Source organism: Chitinophaga hostae, assembly GCF_018224885.1.
Taxonomy (GTDB): domain Bacteria; phylum Bacteroidota; class Bacteroidia; order Chitinophagales; family Chitinophagaceae; genus Chitinophaga; species Chitinophaga hostae.
The window spans coordinates 110,140-133,632 of the sequence record NZ_JAGTXB010000012.1; the positions used below are offsets into that span (position 1 = coordinate 110,140).

General features: G+C 47.9%; 14 protein-coding genes. 11 read left to right on the forward strand and 3 right to left on the reverse strand.

Features of this window, described 5'->3' with window-relative positions; translation table 11 throughout:
• Window positions 1–226: 226 nt before the first annotated feature.
• From KE626_RS22495 to KE626_RS22545, 11 genes are all read left to right on the forward strand, one after another.
• Window positions 227–1,048, forward strand: a complete 822-nt coding sequence (locus KE626_RS22495; protein ID WP_211975251.1) for an MbnP family protein — start codon at window positions 227–229, stop codon at window positions 1,046–1,048.
• A gap of 17 nt (window positions 1,049–1,065) precedes the next feature.
• Complete coding sequence (locus KE626_RS22500; protein WP_211975252.1) at window positions 1,066–2,118, forward strand: cytochrome-c peroxidase; 1,053 nt, start codon at window positions 1,066–1,068, stop codon at window positions 2,116–2,118.
• A gap of 22 nt (window positions 2,119–2,140) precedes the next feature.
• Window positions 2,141–3,067, forward strand: coding sequence for a transporter (locus tag KE626_RS22505; protein ID WP_211975253.1), 927 nt, complete (start codon window positions 2,141–2,143; stop codon window positions 3,065–3,067).
• Window positions 3,068–3,091: 24 nt separating this feature from the next.
• The gene (locus KE626_RS22510; protein ID WP_211975254.1) at window positions 3,092–3,961 is read left to right on the forward strand and encodes a helix-turn-helix domain-containing protein; all 870 of its coding nucleotides are present in this window, start codon (window positions 3,092–3,094) and stop codon (window positions 3,959–3,961) included.
• Between the two features lie 481 nt (window positions 3,962–4,442).
• Window positions 4,443–5,072 (forward strand): hypothetical protein, encoded by a 630-nt coding sequence (locus KE626_RS22515; protein WP_211975255.1) that lies wholly within the window; start codon window positions 4,443–4,445, stop codon window positions 5,070–5,072.
• A 235-nt stretch (window positions 5,073–5,307) separates the two neighbouring features.
• Window positions 5,308–5,919 (forward strand): RNA polymerase sigma factor, encoded by a 612-nt coding sequence (locus KE626_RS22520; protein WP_211975256.1) that lies wholly within the window; start codon window positions 5,308–5,310, stop codon window positions 5,917–5,919.
• Between the two features lie 66 nt (window positions 5,920–5,985).
• Window positions 5,986–7,023: a FecR family protein gene (locus KE626_RS22525; RefSeq protein WP_211975257.1), complete on the forward strand. Its 1,038-nt coding sequence runs from the start codon at window positions 5,986–5,988 to the stop codon at window positions 7,021–7,023.
• Window positions 7,024–7,080: 57 nt separating this feature from the next.
• Window positions 7,081–10,632, forward strand: coding sequence for a SusC/RagA family TonB-linked outer membrane protein (locus KE626_RS22530; protein WP_211975258.1), 3,552 nt, complete (start codon window positions 7,081–7,083; stop codon window positions 10,630–10,632).
• Window positions 10,633–10,659: 27 nt separating this feature from the next.
• Window positions 10,660–12,468, forward strand: a complete 1,809-nt coding sequence (locus tag KE626_RS22535) for a RagB/SusD family nutrient uptake outer membrane protein (protein WP_249207634.1) — start codon at window positions 10,660–10,662, stop codon at window positions 12,466–12,468.
• Between the two features lie 72 nt (window positions 12,469–12,540).
• A complete protein-coding gene (locus KE626_RS22540; protein ID WP_211975260.1) occupies window positions 12,541–15,141 on the forward strand; it encodes a glycoside hydrolase family 2 protein in 2,601 nt (866 codons plus the stop codon).
• Window positions 15,141–16,382, forward strand: coding sequence for an MFS transporter (locus tag KE626_RS22545; RefSeq protein ID WP_211975261.1), 1,242 nt, complete (start codon window positions 15,141–15,143; stop codon window positions 16,380–16,382). Before KE626_RS22540 ends, KE626_RS22545 begins: the two co-directional genes overlap by 1 nt.
• On the opposite strand, the gene KE626_RS22550 is transcribed toward KE626_RS22545, so the two are convergent.
• The 3 genes from KE626_RS22550 to KE626_RS22560 form a co-directional block, all read right to left on the reverse strand.
• A complete protein-coding gene (locus KE626_RS22550; protein WP_211975262.1) occupies window positions 16,353–17,087 on the reverse strand; it encodes a phytanoyl-CoA dioxygenase family protein in 735 nt (244 codons plus the stop codon). The genes KE626_RS22545 and KE626_RS22550 overlap by 30 nt on opposite strands.
• Complete coding sequence (locus KE626_RS22555; protein WP_211975263.1) at window positions 17,084–18,226, reverse strand: hypothetical protein; 1,143 nt, start codon at window positions 18,224–18,226, stop codon at window positions 17,084–17,086. Before KE626_RS22555 ends, KE626_RS22550 begins: the two co-directional genes overlap by 4 nt.
• 307 nt (window positions 18,227–18,533) lie before the next feature.
• Window positions 18,534–23,426, reverse strand: coding sequence for a PKD domain-containing protein (locus tag KE626_RS22560; protein ID WP_211975264.1), 4,893 nt, complete (start codon window positions 23,424–23,426; stop codon window positions 18,534–18,536).
• Window positions 23,427–23,493 lie beyond the last annotated feature (67 nt).

Consider the following 23,493-nt stretch of genomic DNA (forward strand, 5'->3'; position numbering starts at 1 on the left):
AGTTGTTTTAATTTCTTTTTCGTTACATGCTGTTCATGTACACGTAGCCACGTGTATGTATTACTCCGCTGATGGCGGTAAAGATTGCTTTTGCCGGAAAATTATTCCTAGTAAATCTGTATGACCTGCAGGTAACGGATGGCTATTGCCTGGTCTTTTATTTCATTACTCAATCATTCAACAGGGAGCTGTGTGAACCAGCAGCCCCGCTATTTAATTAATCGTCATGTACAATATCAAACATTCCCTGTTAACCGCAGCTGTAGCAACCTGTTTCCTGGCCGCCTGCAAAAAGGATAATGCGGTTACGCCCGCAGGTGATAACACCGTGAAATCTACCTTGTCTATTCAGTTTGATAATATCGTGGGCGACAGGAATCTTCAGCTGAATACAGGTGTATATACCAATGCGGTTGGAGAAAAATTTACGATAGAACGTTTAAAATACTATATCACCAATATCAGGGTGAAGAAATCCAATGGAGAAGAATTTGTAGTGCCGAAAGACAGCAGCTACTTCCTGGTTTCTGAAGCCGAGGCAGCTTCCCAGTTTGTAAAAGTGAAGGTACCTGAAGGGGAGTATGCGGCAGTCAGTTTTATCCTGGGAGTAGACAGTCTCAGCAGCGTAATGGATGTCAGGAAAAGAACAGGTGTATTAGACCCGTCCGGTGGAATGGATGGAGGCATGTACTGGGAGTGGAATATGGGATACATCTTTTTTAAAATGGAAGGAACTTCAGACGTGGCGCCGGCGGATCCCAGCGGCAGGCATAATTTCAGGTATCATATCGGTGGTTTTGGCGGCTATAGCGCGCCTACAATAAATAATATCAAGACTATCAATATTGATCTCACAGCAGGCGGCATGGCCAAAGTACGGCAGGGGAGGGAAGCTAACGTGCACCTGATGGTCGACATCCTGAAAATGTTTAACGGCGCCACCAATGTCAGTATTGCAGCTCATCCCACCGTTATGTTCGGTGATTTCAGCACCAGTATCGCCAATAACTATACGAAGATGTTTTACCATGATCATACAGAGAACTAACCAGAAAATTCAGGCAGATGAATAAATTGCAATGGTGGCTATTAACCTGTTTTGGCGCGTTCCTGCTGGCTTGCAGTAAAAGTGAAAAAATTAAAGAGCAGGTAGTGGCATTTGCGGGATTTCAACAGCCGGCCGGATTTCCTTCACCGGCATATAAGTTTGCAAACAACAAGGTTACCAGGGAAGGGTTTGAATTAGGCCGGAAATTATTCTATGAGCCGCGCTTTTCCCGGAATAATACTATTTCCTGCGGCTCCTGTCATTTGCAAACATCGGCATTTACCCATCATGGCCATGATATCAGTCATGGTATTGATGACCGCCTGGGCAGCCGGAATTCACCGCCCATTATGAACCTGGCCTGGAATACCACGTTCATGTGGGATGGCGGTGTGTTTGACCTGGATCTGCAACCGGTTGCCCCTATCACCAACTTTGTGGAAATGGATGAAACAGTGGGTAATGTGCTCGCGAAACTGAGAAATACGCCTCCTTATCCGGCGTTGTTCAAAAAGGCATTCGGTTCGGATAATATCACCACTGCCGACATGATGAAAGCATTGTCGCAGTTTATGGTGATGCTGGTAAGCGATCAATCGAAATATGATAGCGTAATGCGTAAACAAGGCGTAAGTTTTACGCCGGATGAACAACAGGGCTATGCTATATTTCAACAAAAATGCAGCACCTGCCACCAGGAACCTTTGTTCACAGATCAGTCGTTCCGGAACAACGGCATTACTCCCGGACCTAATAACGACGAGGGTCGCTATCCAATTACTTTAAATCCTGCCGATAAGTATAAGTTTAAAGTGCCAAGTCTGCGCAACCTGGCGTATACCGCGCCTTACATGCACGACGGCCGGTTTTATACTTTGCAGGGAGTATTGACACATTATAATTCGGAGGTAACGGAGATGCCTACACTGGATCCGCTGTTGAAAGCGAATGGTAAGCCAGGCATATCACTTACTACAAACGAACAACAGCAACTGCTGGCATTCCTGAATACGTTAAATGATCAGCATTTCATAAAAGATGAACGTTTTTCCCAGGAAGCAATACAATAACCACCCGATAAAAGAAGGATAGATGAAAAAGATACTCCTAATATTGATTTGCTTAATAACAGTTTGCTATGAAGCCCGCGCCTGTGATATTTGTGGCTGCGGTGTGGGAAGTTACTATATCGGTATTCTGCCTGATTTCAAAAAGAGATTTATAGGGCTGCGGTACCAGTACAAAACATTGCGTTCCCACCTGGGCCCCGGTGGTACCACTTCTTATCTCACCACCTACGAAACCTATCAGACCGCCGAACTTTGGGGCGGATGGAATATCGGTAAGCGTTTCAGAGTACTGGGATTTTTGCCGGTGAACTTCAACAGCCGGGAAAACCAGGGCGCCACCATCAGCAAATCCGGTATCGGGGATATTGCCGTAGTGGGCTATTACCAGTTGTTCGACAAGCAACAAACAATTGGCGCCGGTCAGCTCCTGGTACAATCTTTATGGATCGGTGGCGGTATCAAGGCGCCTACCGGGAAATACGAACCTGCGGAGCACAAGGAAAATGAAGATGCGCCTAACAATTTTCAGCTGGGTACTGCCAGCACCGACTTTACGCTAAATGCCATGTACGACGTAAGACTGATGGATGTAGGTATAAATGCGAACATGAGTTACAAGATCAATACGAACAATAAATATGATTATCAGTATGGTAATAAATTTACGGCCAATGTGCTGGCATACTATAAAATAAAGGTGGCCAACAAGGTCATTGTGGCTCCCAATGCAGGGGTGTTGTATGAAACCGCCGGCAAAGATAAGGAAGCAAAAAAGTACACGGTGGACATCTCCGGCGGACATTCCCTGCTGGCCACTGTTGGATTGGAAGCTACGCTGGGAACAATCTCCGTTGGTGGGAATTTCCAGCCGGTAATTTCTCAGCAGCTGGCAGAGCAACGGATGAAGGCGGGCAATCGCGCTATGGTACATGTTACCTGGTTATTTTAATATTTCACCTTATTAAGTTGCTACATGAATATGAAATCCGGCGACATCGCTGTTTTATCTATTGACATGTTTGAAACGGGTAATCACCTTTTCTGGATGGATCGTCTTGACGGTATACCTGGAAAGTATCCTTTATTGGAACATCCGCACAGACAAACATTCTATACGTTGCTGTGCATGGAGAACACAGCCGGTAACGTGGTGATAGATGGTGTTGGCATCCGGGTGGACCGGCCTAAAATTATATGCGTGAAGCCCGGCAGCATTTTTAGTATGGATGTTAACAGCGGGGCCAGTGGTACCATCATTTGTTTTACGGAAGACTTCTTTTCGTTGAGGTATAATAACAATGCCTTGTTTCATTTTTCTTTCATGAACCAGGAGCATAATAACGATGTAAGCCTTGAAGAAAGTAAGTGTGCTGAATGGAAGTTGCTCTGCGGGTATATGCTGCAGGAATTTATCAGCCGGCAGAAAAATGTTGACAGCATATTGCGGTCATTTTTAAATATTTTGCTTTGCAACCTGGACAGACAATTTAACCCGGCTCCGCTAAATGAAAGGAAGCATAACAAAGAAGAGAAAATCAGGCAGTTTCAATCGCTGCTGGACGAGCATTTTGTAAAACATAAAACGCCTTCTTTCTATGCAGAGCAATTGAATATTACCACAAATTATATGAACAAAATTTGCAGAAAATATAAAGGCGTATCCAGTGGAGAATTGATCCGGAAAAGGGTCACTATTGAAGCACAGCGTTTACTGCACTATTCAGCCCGTTCAGTGGCAGAAATATCCATTGAGCTCGAATTTGAAAGCGTATCTTATTTTGTTACTTTCTTTAAAAAGAACACGGGGGTAACACCGGAAAGCTTCAGGAAACATCATCAATAGGTATAGATATGGTTGATTATTCTGTTAAAATAAGCATCCGGGTAGAGGTGCGTTCCGGCGATCGTATTACGGTGGTTAAAAAGCCGGCAGTTGTTAAACTTAATCTTAACTGATCATCTGTTTTTTCAAAAGAAGTATATGGAAACAAACGACGTTATAACCAGAAACGAAAAGAAATTTAGTCGCAGCAGAATCCTGGTAAAGATAATCCTGGTAATAGTCCTGGCACTGATCATTATTTTGCAGTATGACCATATTGTTGGTCTGCTAAGACATTTATAAACGTCACGGGCTTTTAACTGTTAGCATTTTAACAAATGCAGCGGATAGTTTTCGCTGTATTTGTTAAAGAAACAGCAGAAAAGCGCGGAAGCGTATTAAATACTCTTTAACAACGTTTTTATAGTTTATATTTGTGGTGAAATATGATAGCCGTTCGCTATACCTTTTTTGTTTTGTTAACCTAATATGATCACCTAAAATGAAGTACTATTTATCTCTTTTGCTGCTCCTGTCCGGAGCAGGCTCCTATGCCCAAACAAATGTTATCGGCAACACCGGGAAAGTTGGTATAGGTACTACCACGCCCATAGATTTTTTACATGTCAACGGTGGGAATATCCGGGTATCCGATCCCATTGGGTATCCCTGGGGAACCGCGATAGATCTAACGAATCCAACTACGCCTTGGGCAAGAGAATTTGGCATCACTAAAGGCGGTGCCGGAAAAATGGCAGCATTTGGAGCGTTCGGTGCAGATACGCTTACCTATGCCTACATTGGAGGAAATTCCCCGGCGACAACTGTTCACCTCACTCCCTGGATGGTTTTCAGACCCAACGGCAATATAGGTATAGGGACTTTAGATCCCCCTACAATATTTGCAGTGAATGGCGGATTGACTGTTTTCTCCCCGGTAGGTGCTCCTACTGCAAGACCACCGGTAACCGCAGGTACAATAACCGGGGAAATAAGGGGTACTGCCCCGGGCTGGTATAAGGGTGATGATGGCTTCATGCGGCTGAGCGCTGGTGGAGGGACCAACCCCAACGACTGCTTTATACATAAAAGTGCTATCCTCGTTTGCCTCCACGGCTTATCAGAAATATAATCAGACCCACCACCACTGCAACGGCAAGTATACCCGTCCATACACCCGCCTTGAATATCCCGCCTATAACTTCACAACTGCTAAGAAAAAGTACAAGGCCCGACAACCATAAATAATTGAGGTTTTTCATATCGTTCAGTTTTAATGATATAAACTGCTTTTCATATCCTGTACCAAAATATATTTGCAGGTGTCAAAATAATTAGCAAGCTTTAGTAGATCAACCAGGAGATGTATGAATACAGGGAAAGCCCATAAATCAGGTTTACGCGTGGTGACTTCCCATTCCTCACTTTGGGGACGCTTTCTACAAGGTGACCGCCACGCTTTCGCCGAAATATACGATGCCCACATCGACGACCTCTTTCATTATGGCATGCATTTCTGCCAGGAAAAAGAACGCGTGAAAGACTGTTTACAGGACCTGTTCCAGGATCTCTGGATCAGCAGGGAACACCTGTCGGCCGATATACAAAATGTACGTTATTACCTGATCAGCAGCCTGAGAAGACGCCTCCTCCGCGCCCTGCGTAAAGACCGCCGCTACCAGCACCGTGAATCATGGGAAGCCTTCGAGTTCGAATACACCCTTCCGCTCGAAAACCAGCTAATCCTCGATGAAACCGCCGAAGAACAGAAACGCCTCCTGCAACAAGGTCTTGCAGGCCTTACCCGCCGCCAGCGGGAAGCCATTTACCTCCGCTTCTTCCAGAACCTCAACTACCAGGAAGTAGCCGATATCATGTCCATGCAGGTAGATTCTGTGTATAATACCATCTCCAAAGCTATCGGCATCCTCAAAAAGAATATTTCTTTGCCGCTCCTGCTCCTGCTTTTAAGCAGATAAAAAAAACTTCAGAAAAAGTGATGAGATTTCTTTCATAAGGTGCTCTTTAAGAAAAAGCACGTTCTCTTGGCAGCCAGCAATTATTTATCATACACGGCCAGGGAGTTTGCGATGGATAAGGATTTCCAGGAATGGGTTTTGCACCCGGAGCTAAGGAATGTGTATTGGGAAACGTGGCTCGGGCAACACCCGGAAAAGGAACCCATCATCAGCGACGCCAGGCAATTGGTGCATAGTATCCGTTTCAAATCATACACCCTTTCCGCTACGGATAAGGAACAGCTATGGGATGCCGTTTGGAGTGGAATGGCCGAAGAAGAAACAGACAAAGATCCCGTAGTCAGTACGCCCTGGTGGAAATACACCTGGAAATACGCGGCGGCGGTATTACTGGGTATCCTGGTTGCCGGTGCATGGTGGTGGATGCAATCGCCCGGCACTGAACAAACGATCCTCAGCACACATACCAAACTGGGAGAAACCCGGCGCCTGCTGTTACCCGATTCTTCCGAAGTAACGCTGAATGCCGACTCCCGCCTGCTCTACGCCATAACCGGCAGCGGCAAAAGGGAAGTATGGCTCGACGGAGAAGCCTTTTTTCATGTAAAACATACCACTTCCGGCCAGAAATTTATCGTCCATACCTACGATAATCTCAACGTGGAAGTAATAGGTACACAATTTAATGTAAACAGCACCGGCAAAGAAATAGTAGTAGTACTGCAACAAGGCAGTATCCTGCTAAACATAGGCGAACCCGGTAAGGGAAAAGCCACGGAGCTATACCTGCACCCCGGCGAAATGCTCCGGTACAATAAGCAGGATGGCGACTATGTCAAAAAGAGTGTAGATGCGGATCACTATACTTCCTGGCATACAGGCCGGCTGATCATGGACGATTTTACACTGGCCGATGCTGCCATCTTTATGCAGCAGGTCTTTGGTAAAACACTGATCGTCCGCGATTCGCAATTATTAAAATATAAAGTATCAGGGTCAATGCCTATCATTTATAACCCCGATACCATGATGACACAGCTGGGAAAGGTTTTCCGTATGCAATTCAACCAAAGAGGCGATGAAGTCTGGATCCATAAGCAATAGGGATCGCCGCTCATTATTATAAGCAGTCTTATTCTTAATCGTTAAAACCTGTTCAAGATGAAAAAAGGTTTACGTGTTTTGCTAATGCAAACATTAGCCCTGTATTTCCTATCCCAAACGGTGTCGGCACAAAATATGGCCGCTGCCGGCAACCAGCCGCTGCCCCCGGAAACGGGCAACAGCGGATCATTACAACCTGATGAATCTTCGCTGAAAACAGTACTTCACCTTATTGAAGAACACTTCAGCGTTTCCATTGCCTATAAAAGCAACCTGGTAAAAAACAAGAAGGTACAACTGTCCGTTGCTGCCTGCCAGTCTGCCGAAGAAGCTTTAGGCAAAGCCCTGCAACCCTTTAACCTGCACTACGAAAAAGTACGGGAACATTTTTATATGGTCACCGAAAAAACGGCCACACCGCTGCCTGTGGAACCAGGAACCATACAGCAGCAACATCCTGTTAAAGGACTGGTGAAAGATGAAAAAGGTAACCCCTTCGCCGGCGTTACCATTCGTATAGCCGGTACCAGTATCGGTACCGTTACCAATCCGGATGGATCTTATTCCATTACTGCTCCCGGTAAAAGCAATGACGAACTGGAAGTAACATTTATCGGTTATGAAACACAGCGTATACCCGTTAGCGATAGACAGCTCATTAATATTACCATGAAAGAAGGCGCCAGCGCGCTCAACGAAATTGTAGTAACAGGATATACCACCCAGAAAAAGAAAGACCTCACCGGCTCCGTGGCGGTCGTAAATATTGATAACTTAATCAAACAGCCCTCCGCCCAGGTAACAGAACAGTTACAGGGACAGGCATCCGGTGTAACCGTGATTGGCTCAGGCCAGCCGGGAGAATCCCCTCAGATCCGTATTCGCGGCGTAAACACGTTTGGTTCCAACTCACCGCTATACGTGGTAGATGGCGTACCTACCACCGATATCGCTGACCTCAACCCGAATGATGTGGCTAACCTCCAGGTATTGAAAGATGCCGGCGCTGCTTCTATCTACGGTTCCCGCGCCTCCAACGGGGTGATCATCATCACTACACGCCGCGGCTCAGGCAAGGTGAAAGTAAGCTACGATGGCTACTACGGCCGCCAGTATCCAAAGAGCGGGAACGTATGGAATACCCTCAACCCGCAGGAACAGGCTGAACTCAGATGGCTGGCCTACAAAAACTCCGGCGCCGATCCGGGTAATGACCAGTATGGCCACGGCACCACGCCGAAAATTCCTGATTACATCCTGCCGTCAGGCGCCATGGAAGGAGATCCTGCCGTAGATCCGGCTAAATATTATGTCAATCCGAATTATACCGACCTGGCTGACTATGGTAATTTCTACCAGATCGTAAGAGCCAATAAAGCCGGTACCAACTGGTATCGCGAAATATTTCGTCCAGCTCCCATCACCAGTCACAACGTGGCCGTAAGCGGCGGCGGCGACAAGGGTAACTATCTCTTCTCCCTGAATTATTTTAATCAGCAGGGTACGTTGATGAATACCTATCTCAGACGCTATACCGTTCGTTCTAATACACAATACAACATCACCGATCATATCCGCGTAGGAGAGAACCTGGCTTTTTCTATGTCTGAAAATCCTACGGTAGACATTAACACGGCCGATGCCGCCATCGGTCATGCTATGCGGGAACAAAGCATTATCCCGGTATATGATATCAAAGGCAATTTCGCCGGTTCCGCCGGTGATGCCCTTGGAGATGCCAATAATCCCGTAGCCATTCAGGCCCGTACCGCCAATAACAAAGCTTTCAACAGCAGGTTGTTTGGTAATGTTTATGGAGAAGTGGACTTCCTCAGGTACCTGACCTTCCGTACCAGCTTTGGGGGAGAAGTAGTATCCGGATGGTCGCACTCTTTTACTTTTCCGCAATATGAAAACAAGGAGAACTCTACCAGTAACTCCTATACGGAAGGATCTAACAACTCCCACAGCTGGACCTGGACCAACACGCTGACCTATCATCAAACATTCAATAAAGATCATGACCTGAAGATAATAGCCGGTACGGAGGCATTCGACAGCCGCAGCCGCACCGTAGGAGGTACCACGAAAGATTATTTCACCTTCGATGCCTACTTCCCCGACCTCACCACCGGTACCGGTGTACAAACCAACTACAGTACCCGGGAAATAGAATCACTGTTCTCCCTGCTGGGCCGGATAGATTATGCGTTTAAAGATAAATACCTGTTGAGTGCCACTCTGCGCCGCGATGGTTCTTCCAAATTTGTAAATAACCACTATGGTAATTTCCCCGCTATATCCGCCGGCTGGCGTATTTCACAGGAAGAATTTATGAAGAAGCTAACCTGGATATCTGACCTGAAGCTGCGCGGCGGCTGGGGAATCATGGGTAACCAGTTAAACCTCGGCGTCAACAACGGCTACTTCCTGTATGGCGGTAAACGCAGCTCTACCTACTACGACCTTGCCGGTGTAAACAATGGTTTGAATGCCGGTTTCGCCAGCTTCCAAATCGGTAATCCCGACGCCAAATGGGAAAGTGATGTCAACGCCAACATCGGTATCGATGCCAGCCTGTTTAACGGACAACTGGATTTCTCGGCAGATTATTACCGCAAGGATATCAAGGACCTGCTCTACAATCCTGAGCTGCCCGGCCTGGCAGGTACCTCTGCCCAGCCTTTTGTGAATATTGCCCAAATGAAAAATGAAGGATTCGATTTCTCCGTTGGATGGCATAAAAATATCAGCAAAGATCTGCAGCTAAACTTAACGGGTACACTCACTACCTACAAAAATAAAATTGTAAAAATTGCAGATGGGGTGGACTACTTCGATAGTGACGGCCGCCGTTTTGACGGCAGTAACATTATCCGCAATGCAGTAGGACAACCGGTTTCCTCTTTCTTCGGTTATAAAGTGATCGGCTTCTGGAATGAAACAGCCGAACTGGAAGAAGCAGATAAGCAGGCGCAGAAAGCCACCAATACACCCGATGCTATATACCAGGAAGGCGAAGGATTAGGTCGCTTCCGCTACCAGGATGTGAATGGCGATGGTATCATTACCCCCGATGACCGTACTTTCCTGGGCAATCCGAATCCCGACTTCTCTTATGGTTTCAATATAGGCGTTACCTGGAAAGGGTTTGATTTCAGTCTTTTCCTCTTCGGCACACATGGCAACCAGATATGGAATAATGTGCGCTGGTGGCGTGATTTTTATCCTTCTTTCGAAAGCGCCAAAAGTAAAACAGCCTTGTATGATTCCTGGAGACCGGATCATCACAACGCCAAAGCGCCGATACAGGAAGTGGATGGATCTACCAGCACCCAAAACGTGCCCAACTCCTATATGGTGGAAAACGGCGCTTACCTGCGCGCTAAAAATATGCAGCTCGGATATACTTTCCCGGCAGGCTCACTTACCCGTTTACACATTACCAAACTGAGGGTATACGTGCAGGCAGCTAACCTGTTTACCATCACAAAATATTCCGGCCTGGATCCCGAAATAGGAGGCTCAGATATCACTGATTTCGGCGTAGACGAAGGAGCCTATCCCAATCAGCGTCAGTTCCTCGTTGGACTTAACCTGGGTTTCTAACAATTGCTCATTTAAAAAAGTATGATCATGAAATCATTTTATCATATAATACTGAGTGCGGCTTTTGCAACTCCCCTGATAGCCGGATGTGGTAAAAGTTTCCTCGAACGCACGCCGCAGTCTTCCCTGGAAGAATCAGCTCTTACCAATAAAAAAGGGGTAAATACCCTGCTCATTGGCGCTTATGGCGCATTAGACGGACAGGACTTCAAAGATGGTGACCTGGTGAATCTTTCCGGAGGCAGCGGTTATGCCGTTTCTCCGGATAACTGGATCTATGGCAGCGTTTGCGGTGGGGATGCCCATAAAGGAAGCGACCCCGGGGATGCTGCCGCGGTGTTACAGATTGCCACTTTTGTAGGTAATGCTACCAACAGTTTTTTCAACGATAAATGGCGGGTAGATTATGAAGGCGTGCGCCGCTGCAATTTTGTATTGCATGTGCTGAAAAATGTGACTGATATGAGCGCCGATGAAAAGAAAGAACTCGAGGCAGAAGCCCGCTTCCTTCGCGGCCATTTCTTTTCCGACCTGAAGAAAATGTTTGATCATGTACCCTGGGTAGATGAGAATTCGGAAAGCTTCCTCAAACTGAACGTAGACGATTACAAAGTGCCTAATGATAAAGATATCTGGCCAATGATTGAAGCCGACTTCAAGTTTGCAGCGGATAACCTGAACGAAGTACAGGACGTAATAGGCCGCGCCAATAACTGGGCCGCCAAAGCCTACCTGGCAAAGACTTATCTCTACCAGAAAAAATACGCGCTGGCTATGCCTATCTTCGAAGATATCATCGCAAACGGTGTCACCGCCAAAGGAACCAAACTGGCGCTGACCACAAAATTCCACGATAACTTCGATGCCTTTACCGAAAATAACAGCGAAGCCGTTTTTTCGATCCAATACAGCGCTAACGACGGCTCCGGGGGCACTGGTAACGCCAACCAGGGAGAGATGCTGAATTACCCTTATAATGGTCCTTTCAGCTGCTGCGGTTTTTATCAGCCCTCCCAGGACCTGGTCAACTCTTTCCGTACAGATGCCGCTGGTTTGCCTTATATCGATGATTTCAATGATCATGCGGTTAAAAACGATATGAATATCGCCAGCAGCGATGCTTTTACGCCGGATGCAGGCAACCTGGATCCCCGGCTCGACTGGACCGTTGGTCGCCGCGGCATTCCTTTCCTGGACTGGGGTAATCACCCCGGCAACGACTGGGTACGTGATCAGCATTCTGCCGGTCCTTATGCCGCATTGAAGAATGTATACATGCAGGCCACCCAGGATAAATATTACGATGGCAACGGATGGGCGCCCGGTAACGCCATCAACTACGTGTTGATCCGCTTTTCTGATGTGCTGCTCATGGCGGCAGAATGCCAGGCCGAAGCCGGAGATCTGACTATCGCACAAAATCATGTAAACGAAGTACGTAACCGCGCTGCCAATCCAGTAGGCTGGGTGAAAACCTATATAGACCCTTCGCGCCCAATGGCTGGTTATACCAACACCCCGGCGGCACACTACAAAGTAAGCCCGTACGCAGCCGGTACTTTTACCACTAAAGGAAAGGCCTGGGCGGTAAAAGCCGTACGCTTCGAACGTAAACTGGAACTGGCCATGGAAGGCCACCGTTATTTCGACCTGGTACGCTGGGGCATTGCCCAGTCAGAACTGAACCGCTATTTCAGCTACGAAAAAACCATCACCACTGATATTGTAGGTGGTAACTTTGGCGCAAAAAATGTGAGATACCCGATCCCGCAACGACAAATAGACCTGAGCGTGAAAAACGGAACCTCCGTGCTTACGCAGAATACAGGTTACTAATCATCTGATCAGCAGGGAAAGGTGACTGCCTTTCCCTGTTTTATACTCCTCATAGCTTAAATATATCATTACATGAAACACGGCTATTACCTGTCGCTGTTAATGAGCCTTGCTTTGCCTCTGCGCGCCCAGCAGTGGCTTACCGCGAAGCAGCCACTGAATGAAAACTGGCAGATACAGTCGGCCGCTAAGGTAACCGGACACGGGAAAGAGATTTCTTCGCTAAACTATTCACCGGATCAATGGTACCCCGCTAAGGTACCGGGAACCGTGATGGCTTCGCTGGTGGAAGATGGAGTATACAAGGATATCTTCTTCCATAACAATATGGAACATATTGCCACCGACCCGTTTAAAGTCCCCTGGTGGCACCGCACCACTTTTAACTTGCCGGCCATGCCTCCCGGGCAGGTGGTACAGCTATTATTTAACGGGATCAACTACCGTGCGGCCATCTGGATAAACGGACAACAGGTAGCCACCGATACGCTCAGGGGGGGATTCCGCAGGTTCAGGTTCGATGTAAGCAAACTGGTACACGCGGGCACGAATGTGATGGCTGTAGAGGTTACCGCCCCGGCCCCCGGTGAACCCACTCTCGGGTTTGTAGACTGGAATCCCGCGCCCCCGGATAAAAACATGGGGATCTGGCGGGATGTGCAATTGCTGTTGAGTGGTCCTGTAACCATTTCACAGCCTTTTGTGCAAACCAACATTGATACGGCTACCGGAAAGCGTGCATCCGTTACCGTGAGTACGTTTCTGGCCAATGAAAGTAACCAGGCTGTAACCGGTACCCTTGAAGGCCGCATAGGAAAGGAGATCCGTTTTTCCCAACAGGTAACCCTGAGTCCCAACAGCCATCGCCAGGTTACGTTCCGGCCACAACAGTACCCGGTGCTCAACATCCTGAATCCCCGGTTGTGGTGGACCCGCGATCTCGGTAAACCGGAACTGTACCAGCTTTCCCTGCAGTTTAAAGTTAATAATACGGTAACGGATAAACGTAACGTTACTTTCGGTATCCGGCAGGTATCGGATTATATCAATGCCGACGGCCACCGCGGGTATATCCTCAATGGCAGAAAATTGCTGATCCGTGGTGGCGGATGGACAGATCCCATGCTGCTCAATGCTTCCGCCGATTATGAACGGGCCGGTATTGACTACGCGGTACATATGAACCTGAACACCATCCGGATGGAAGGATTCTGGGGGAATAATCAACACCTGTACGATCTCTGCGACGAAAGAGGAATCCTGGTGATGGTAGGCTGGAGCGCCCACTGGGAATGGGATAACTACATGGGCAGTCCGGCCGATGAATATGGCGGTATCATTACCCCGGAACAGCAATTTATTGCTACCGAGTCATGGAAAGATCAGATCATCTGGTTACGCAATCACCCATCTGTATTTGTTTGGGTGTATGGCAGCGATAAACTGCCCCGCCCGGGCCTTGAACAACAATACCTCGATATCCTGCATCAATACGATCCTTCACGTCCTTCCCTGAGTTCCGCCCACGATAATACCAGTACCATCAGTGGTCCGGCAGGCGTGAAAATGAGGGGGCCATATGATTATGTGCCGCCCGACTACTGGTACATCGATGATAAAAACGGCGGTGCTTTCGGATTTAATACAGAAACAGGCCCCGGTCCGCAGGTACCATTACTGGAAAGCCTGCAGAAAATGATCCCTGCCGATTCGCTCTGGCCCATTTCAAACGCATGGATGTATCACGCGGCAAGAGGAGAGTTTCATAACCTCGACTACTATAACAACGCCATGGAAAAACGTTTAGGCAGCCCCGTTAGTCTGAACGATTACCTGCGCAAAGCCCAATACCTGAACTACGAAGGGATGCGCGCCATGCTGGAAGCTTTTGCCGCCAACAGACCCGCTGCCACCGGCATTGTCCAGTGGATGTATAATTCCTCCTGGCCCAAACTCTGGTGGCAATTGTACGATTATTACCTGTTGCCTACGGCTGCATTTTACGGCGCCCGCAAAGCCGGTGAACCCCTGCACATTTCCTGGAACTATGGCCGCCGCGGAGTAGATGTGATCAACAATACCGCCAATTCCGCCGGGCAACTGAAAGCCAGCATACAGGTAATGGATACCGCGTTGAAAACGCTGTACCGCATCGATACCACGCTCCGGGACCTGCAGCCACAGCAGGCTTTTCACCTGCCGGCATTACCGGTACAACCGGCTGCGCCTACCTGGTATCTCGATCTGCAGTTGCAGGATAAAGGTAAAGTCGTAAGCCGTAATTTTTATGTGCTGTCATCCCGGCAGGACCTGCTCGATACCGCGAAAACCAACTGGTACATTACTCCCCAGTCACAGTTCGCTGATCTGTCTTCCCTCGGGCATCTCCCGGCTGTGAAGCTGGATATGCAATCGAAGTTGACTCGGAAAAACGATACCACTTTCGCCAGGGTAGTGCTGAAGAACCCGGGCAAGGAACTGGCATTTATGGTGCACCTGGATATCCGCCGCCAGAGCGGGGAAACAGTAGTGCCGGTGTTCTGGGAAGATAATGATATTACCATACTGCCCGGTGAAACGAGGGAGATTAACGGCTATGTACATACGAAAGATTTACAACAACCTGCGGTGATCGCTTTAAGCGGCTGGAACATCGTACCAATTCATCAATAATGAAAAACAGGAATTATTATATCGTAGCCCTGATTATGCTCACATTTTTTGTGATCTCTTTTCTCACCAATGTAATAGGTCCGCTGGTACCGGATATCATCAGTGGGTTTCACCTGAGCCTCACCCTGGTGGCGTTGCTGCCTTTTGCCTTTTTTATTGCCTATGGGGTAATGAGCATTCCTGCGGGCATGCTCATAGAAAAATATAAGGAGAAAAGGATCATGATAGCATCCTTTGTGGTGGCCTTTCTCGGCGCCCTGCTGCTGTCGTGTTTTCCCAACTACCTGACAGCGGTGGCCTCTCTTTTCCTGATCGGCTGTGGTATGGCCATGTTACAGGTGGTGATCAATCCGCTGCTGCGCACCTCCGGCGGAGAAGAACATTATGCCTTCAACTCTGTGCTGGCACAGCTGATTTTTGGATTGGCGTCTTTTGTAAGTCCGCTCGTATATTCGTACCTGGTAGTAAACATACAGGGTGGTGGCTTGCATGCCCTGGCCCGCCTGGTACCACCTGCGTTGCCCTGGATTTCTTTGTACTGGCTGTTTACCATTATCTGCCTGGCAATGATTATTATCATTGCGGTCTCAAAATTTCCCAAAGTTGCATTAACAAAAGACGAGCAGGCAGGGGCGCTGCAAACGCATATCGATTTACTGAAAAAACCGGTAGTGCTGTTGTATTTCTTTGCCTTGTTCTGTTATGTGGGAACAGAGCAGGGTATCGCTAACTGGATTTCGCAATTTTTGAGCGTATATCATCATTACGATCCGCAAACAACCGGCGCGAATGCGGTGGCTTATTTCTGGGGCTTGATGACTGCAGGCGGGGTGGTAGGGCTGCTGTTGCTGAAACTGGCCGATAGCCGTAAAGTATTGACAGGGTTCACACTGCTGGCTATTGCAAGTCTTACCGCAGCATTATTTGGCAGCGGACCGGTGGCACGCATCGCGTTTCCGTTGGTCGGCTTCTTTGCTTCGGTTATGTATCCCATCATTTTTTCATTGGCGCTGAATTCTGTAACAGAACACCATGGCTCGTTCTCCGGCATTCTTGTAACCGGTATCACCGGTGGGGCAGTACTGCCCGTGATCGTGGGTTGGATCGGCGATCACTGGGGATTGCGTACAGGCATGTGTTTCCTGTACCTCACCATGGGATATATTTTAAGTATCGGTTTTTGGGCTAAACCTATCATCACCAACAAAACGTTAAGCTTCGGCAACCGGGAAGAAAGGTAGCTGCTCTGCCCACTCGAGGCCGCCGGCTAAGGTCCGCCTGCTGAACTCAATATGTATGACCCTGCGGCTATGCCCGTTGCTGCTGCGTCCCGAAGCATGCATCAGCAGCGGTCGCATAATCATGATGCCACCTCTTTTTACCGGGCAGCTAACATCCGGTGTGGTGAGCAGATCAATACTATCCGGGCGGTAAATACCTTTGCGGTGCGAGCCGGGAATCACCTTCAACGCCCCGTTGTGCTCATCGGTATCATCCAGGTGAATACGAATGGTAAAATTGTTTTCCAGTATATCAACCGGAGGCTGCACCGCATATTGATCCGGCTTCACAGTCCATGGACCATAACCTTCAACAGGCAATTTTTTCGCTACTGCGATGGTCAGGTCCTGGTGCCAGGCCACAAACCAGTTCGACTGTCCCGGCTTATCAAAATAGATGGATTTCACCGGGAAATAGCCGGTACCAAAGAGCTGCCCGATCATCCCGGCAAGCCTCTCCGTAAAAATAAGCGGCTGTATCCCCGGAACAACCTGTAAAAATCGCCGGATAGCGAAAAGATCACTGGTTTTCCGGAATAGCGGACCAGAACTGTCTGCCGCACCGATGACACTTATCATTGTATCTATTGTGCTATTGCTGAAAACGTCAGGAATGATGATAAATCCATCAGCATCCAATAATGTTGCTATATCTTGTTTACTCATCTGTTATACGGATATTCATTGATCCAGTGAAATCCCCTGCTCATCAGTGCAAAATCATTCGGATCTTTTCTTTTTAGTACCACATGTATGCTGTCGCCGTTTATCTTTCCATTCAGATACAGCGTATCTGTTGAAGGAATACTGTAGTGCATCATCACGCTGTCGGTTTGACTGCTCCAGTAAGTCAGCAGATGTTTGGTGCTGTCAATTTTCATGTCGTAGTACTGCATATCATCCTTTTTCCTGGCGACCATTTGGTAATCTTTGTCAAAATATACTTTTTGCCAGAATTTAAAATTATTAATTAAAGAATTGGAAAATCCGGCAGTATCGCAAGTCACCGATTTTACTTCATAGATACCATATAAAGGTGGTGTTGTTTTACGCACGTACATTCGGTCCATTTCTATGCCGCCTGTAATTGTTGTGTATAGATAAAATGCCAGGAAAGCATACTTTAACCCCACAAAAATAATGCGTTTCCATTTTGTTTTAAAAACCGGCCGCCAATGGCTCGCCGCAGGAACCGGTTTGTTAAGAACGAAAAAGTTGATCAGCCGTTGTAAATCAGGCCATGCGATAAAACAGGAAAGAAGGAGTAAATGTGCAGAGAACAACTTTACGGGGATATCGTAATAAAGATTCATCATTACAATATTAAGCGTTACCGTAATGCTCATTAACGCACCAAGCAGCCGGGTGCGTTGGAAGAAAAGCAGCACACCACAAAAACATTCGGCGAAACCGGTAAACAGGTTATAACCGGTGGAATATCCCATATATGTCCAGGCAAGTCCCATGGGCGACATGTCGCCAATGGTTTGATCCAGTCGCGCGAGAGAAGGAAAGGGGAACTGTGTTTTTACAACTTTGGCCATGCCATATCCTATCAGCGTGACCGCAAGACCATAGCGGAAAATAACCATTGTCCAGTAGCACAAGCGGTCGTAGCTCTTCCTGTTACGATCAGTTAAAGACCATATGATGGTAATAAATAACGACCAAACTATCAGGCAGCAAACCTGCAGGTAGTTGTAGGTGGTGTCGCCACTGCCGCCAGGCCAATATTCGATATGATAGTCCCGTTTGATCAGCAGCTTTCCCATCCAGATAACCGGTGTATCGGATGGGAAACTCATTATCCCAAGATTATTAACCAGGTAGGATAAAAAATAGATGGCAAAAAAACGGAATAAAATCTTTTTGCCGGTTGACCATGTTGACAGGGACTCGTTTTGGAGGTTCATAGCGGATCTTTGATGCACTACGAATTAATTGAATTTTTTTTATGCCGCCACATATTTAAGAGAGTAGATAAGTATATGATATAAAGCTAAAGGCAGAAAGCGGAAAGCAAAAAGCTATTGAAGCGAATGATCCAGGCGGGTTTTCCTGCTTAATCATTCGCTTCAATAGCTTTTTGCTTTCCGCTTTCTGCCTTTAGCTCTACTTGATCAGTATAATACTGCCTTTGAACTCAAATTTTTCGCCGCTTTCACACACGGTTTGCATGGAGTAAATATAGGTGCCCAGCGGTGCAGCATGATTGCCATTACGGCCGTCCCAACCGGCTGCTGCTACGTTTACAGGGAAATGTGTTTTTTCAAATACAAGGGTGCCCCAACGATCGTAGATACGCAGCCATTCTATTTCTTTCACCCCCTTTCCCTTAGGGTAAATACGTTCGTTTCTGCCATCATTGTTGGGGGTAAAAGCAGTCGGCATATAGATGGCGCTCTGGTTGCAAAGCACGTGTATGATTACATCATCGGAGGCTTTGCAACCATAGGTGTTCTCTACTTCTATTTCGTAGCGGGTGGTAAGGTTGGGGATGGCCTGTACCCGCGGACAGCTACTGCAATCCAGGTAATCCGCCGGTGTCCATTTCCAGCGAATTACATCGTTGCTGTTGTTGCTGGCCAGGTAAACAGGCACGCCGGCCATTGTTTCCCTGTCTATGCCTGCACTCACCTGCGGTCTGGCGTTGACGGTTACGTTAACGGTTGCCTGGTCGGAGAAGCAGTTGTCTTTGTCATACCCCGTTACCTCATACGTGTAAGCGCCTGTCCAGGGCAGCGTGCTTACCGGCGTTGAAGCGTTGGGTTGATCCAATCCCTCTCCGCGCCAGCTGTAGAAATCAGCTCCCCAGGCGCGTAGCGGCAGTTTGTCTCCCAGGCACAGCACCGTATCCGGTGTGGCGTGAACGGTAAATGGTTGCACCACCCGTAGTTTTACTTCGTCTGTATTGATACAGCCATCATTGTCCGTTACTTTTACCTGGTAGGTAGTGGTGATCGCCGGTGATGCAGTAGGGTTGGCAATCCCGGCATTGTCAAGACCAGTGGCCGGACTCCATTCATAAATATTGCCGCCCCCTGCATGAAGGGGGATGGTATTTCCCAGGCAGATAAATGCTGCCGGCGAACTTGCTTTAATATCCGGTAATGGCAGTATGTTAATGGCATGACTGGCCTCGTTCATACAGCCATCTGCACTGGTAACTTTCAGTATGATATTGGTATTGCCCGGCGTTGCATAAGATTGTGCCGGCGGTTGTTGTACGCTGCTGCTGTTGCCGTTGCCCAGGTCCCAGGCCCATGTAACATCTGTGGACCGCGTTACACTGCCGCCAAAATTTACCGGTACATCCTTACATGCCTTATCCGGTCCGGAAATGGCTGCTAACGGTTTCGGGTATACGTTGATGGCTTCGGATACTTTCTGGTGACAACCATATTTAGTAGTGACTTCTAACCCGAACGTATACACGCCTACTTTATCCAGGAAAAATTCCGGGGTGGTAGTATTGATGTTTTTGGGCGTAAGGGATGGATCATAGGTCCAGGTAAAAGCAGGGGTGATACCCAGGTCTTCTACCGAATAACTATTGAAAACCGGCGCAAACGTAAGCGTTCCCTCGTCACAAAGCTTTGGCACACTGGGATGCAGTTTTATATCCAGCTGATCAATCACCACCGGATGGTCCAGGAAGGCGCTGCCTTTACAGCCGGCTGCATCTTTTACGATCAGTTGCGGCTTGTATATGCCTGGGTCGGTGAAGTGGTGCTTTACTTCGAGTGCATTTGTTTCTTCCACATTACCATCGGTAAAATCCCAGCTGAATGAAGTAGCATTTTCCGGCTTCACGGTAAAGGTGATTTCTTTTTCGAGACAACCTCCTTCAGCGCTGGCGGTAATAACGGCATAGGGGCCTTTTACAATCACTATTTCACTGTATTCATCTTCCGTATCGGCGATGCCTTTTACTTTTAAGGTCACTTTGTAATGCCCTGAGTTGGTATAGGTATGCACCGGAAACGCCTGGTCGGAAGTACTGCCGTCACCGAAATCCCAGGCACAGGTAGTATAGTTGATGGAGGTGTTGTTGAAACGATAGATAGCAGGCGCACAGTTACCTCCGTTTACAAATGTATAGGTGTACGTGAAGCTTGCACCCACAGCCGCTACTTTAATGGTTTTCGTGGTTTCGTCGGTACAGCCGTTATCGTCTTTTATCTGCAGCTTTACTTTATATATGCCTTCATCCGGATACACGTGCGATAAATAATATGGCTCAGTAGACGTGTTTCCATCTCCCAGATCCCATTTCAGTTCCGTGATGGTACCGCCGGTTTCATTTGAATTATTCCAGAAATTTATATTGGCGCCGGGCATTACCACATACGCATCGGGGGTGAAATCGGCATTGGGACCGTTTACCTGCAGGTTTTTGCCGCTGAAGGTATTTATACAACCCTCCTTGTCTGTTACGGTGAGGGTGGGAACAAAATTGCCCGCTGTTTGGTAGGTATGCCTGAATGGCGGACTGCTAAAGGTTTCCGAAGGGGTATTGTCGCCAAAATTCCATACCCATTTGGCAATACTGCTGCTATAGGTAAGGTCAGAATTGTCGGTGAAGGTAAGCTCTGTTTTCTTACACTCTATTTGCGAAGGGAGGTTGTAGTCAACGATTGGTCCGCGTACATCCATATCAATCACATTACTGTTGTTAAAGCAGCCCAGCCGGTCCTGTATCCGCAGGTTGACTGTGTGTTTACCGGGAGTAAGACCACTGTATACCTGCGTAGGTTTATTATAATCCCACCACCCCTGGTCGCTGCCATCGAGCTGCCAGTGATAAGGCCAGGCGCTGTTGTGGATACTGCCATCTTCTGCGGTTACCCTGGCAGTAAAGCTTTCATTGCTGCATAAAGTAGTTTTGTCTGTAGTAATTGTTACGAGAGAAGGGGCTATAATGCTCACGCGGCTGCTCAGATAGGTAGTACAATGGCCGTCGGAGGTGGTTAATTGAATCGTATAGTCACCGGATTTCTCATAAATATGTGTTACGTTATCGCTGTGAACGGTATAGGCGGTGTCTTTTCCATCGCCCCAGCTCCATTTCCAACTGTTGGCGCCTAATGAATACTCGCTAACGTTAACGGTAGTACGCTGATCGCAGTTCACCGGGCTGACGCTGAAACGGGGAAAAGGATTCACCGCTTTGATATAGGCAGTTTTGGTAGCGCTGTTGGGGCAGGTGCCGTTTGACACGGTAAGGGTTACATCGTAGAGCCCCGGTTCCTGGTAGCTATGTTGCACGGTTGAGCCGTAGCCCGACATGCCGTTGTCACCAAAATTCCAGTACCAGGTATCTCCCACGTCCGACTTGCTAATGAAGGAGGCATTTGTGTTACCGCATACTTCCGGTGCATCTGGTGAGCTGAAATCCACCGTAGGTTTTTTGTACACCTGTACGGGGCTGGATGCGTTGACCGTTCCCGTACAGCCGTTAACGGTAGTGTATTTCAGCGATGCCATATAGTTACCGGCTTTAGGGTACGTGTGCGTGGGGGCGGCGGCAGTGGAAGTACTGCCATCACCGAAATCCCATTGAAAAGTTTTTACCACATCGCTGCTGCTGCTGTACGAATCAAAGTTGGCGGTCAGCCCTTCGCAACCACTGGCGTTGCTTACGGTGGGGGTTATCCGCGTGCTGTTGACTGTCAGGTAAACCTCCCTGCGGATGGCACAACCGTCTTTACTGGTAGCGGTAAGTCTTACGTAAAAATATCCTTCCTGGTTAAAATTATGGACCGGGTTTTCCTGGGTAGACTGCTGACCGTCTGCGAAGTCCCAGTTCCAGCTGCTGGCGCCGGTGATGCCCGCTTTGAAATTAATGGTGGCCGGTACCGCGCAAATTGGTTTGTCGTCCATGCTGATATTGCCACTGGGTGTTGGCTTCACGTCTACCGTTTTCTCCACTACATCGGGGCAGTTGCCATACATAGCGGTTACTTTTATTTTTACCGGACCGGCGGCCGGCGCATGATAAGTAAGGGTGTTGTTGTTGTATGCCCATGCGGGCTGGCCATTGATTTCCCAGTTGGTGCTCTGGGGCTGAACGGGAGAGAAGCCGGCAACAAAATTGCTGTTCTGCTCAGAACACACCAGCGTGGGTACGCTGAGGGTGGTGGCGTAGTTTGCCACGTTGATGTCGTCTACTTTTTTTACCGCTGCACATCCCCGTTCATTCTTCACCGTTAGGGTAATGCTATGCGTACCCTTGGTGGTAAAAGTATGTTTGCCGGGATTTTGCTGTGTGCTGCTACCGCCATCATCAAAATCCCATTTATAACTAAGCGTGCCCGGACCACTGGAGGTATTGGAGAAATTCACCTCTACCGGTGCTTTACAAAGTACCTTCTCCGCTACGCTGAAATCGGCGTTGATCGCCGGCGCTACGTCAACGACTTTATCCAGCACTTTGAAATTCGTACAACCGTAACTGTTAGTAACTGTCAGTACTGCACTATATGCGCCGGGCACAGTATAAGTATGGGCGATACTGCTGCCCGCATTTTCGGCAACGCCTCCGTCGCCAAAATCCCAGCTGAAACTTTGCAGGGAACCGTCGCCGGGTTGCGATTTATCGGTAAAAGTGGTAGAAAAAGGAACGCAGCCTTTGTTGGGCGATACGCTGAAATTAACAACAGGCTTCGATCTTACATGAATATAGTCCGTTTTTACAGCTGTTTTACTGCTGCCATCTCCATAGGTTACCTTCAACGTCACTGTATAGTTGCCCGTTTTCAGATAGGTGGCTGAGGGCTTTTTTTTCGTACTGGTGTAGCCGTTACCAAAGTCCCATTGCCATGCCACCGGCGCGCCATCCGACAGGTCGGTAAACGTGGTGCTTACAGACTCGCAATCACTGACTACAGAGGCTTCAAAATCGGCTTTCTGTTGGGCATAGACCTTACCTGTATTAACAAAATATGCAAAAAAGCATAGTAACAGGGATACAACAATACGGTGCTTGGCAGGGGACAGATACATGCTGGTATAGGTATAATGTCATAAAAGTATATATATTTCCCGGGATATTTCCGGCCGATGTATCACT